The following is a 278-nucleotide window of genomic DNA, read 5'->3' as shown; positions in this document are numbered from 1 at the left end:
CTGGCCGTTGAGCCATTGATAGAGTTGCGCATTGCTAAAACGGGTGCGCAGAAAATCATAGCTGGCCAACGCCTGATCCTGGGCGACGCGGGCCTGGTTCAATTGCAGGGTGGTGGCGCGGGCCTGTGCTTCAAGCACCTGCATTTGTGCCTCGATCTGGGCAATTTCCAGCGTGGCTTGGTCACGGGCTTGCATCCATTCCTGGTGGCGGCGGCGGAAGTTTTCAGCGCGGTCCGTCGCCTCCGCAATGGTATGGAGCATCGCCGCCCTGGCTGAAG

General features: G+C 60.8%; 1 protein-coding gene. It reads right to left on the bottom strand.

Features of this window, described 5'->3' with window-relative positions:
* The coding region (locus tag SB752_RS32340; protein WP_410719486.1) for a hypothetical protein at positions 1–278 on the bottom strand (278 nt) is incomplete at both ends.

This window comes from Brevibacillus sp. SIMBA_040 (assembly GCF_046535075.1).
Taxonomy (GTDB): domain Bacteria; phylum Bacillota; class Bacilli; order Brevibacillales; family Brevibacillaceae; genus Brevibacillus.
The sequence above is the reverse complement of the archived record's forward strand: the minus strand, read 5'-3'. Positions and strand labels throughout refer to the sequence as shown.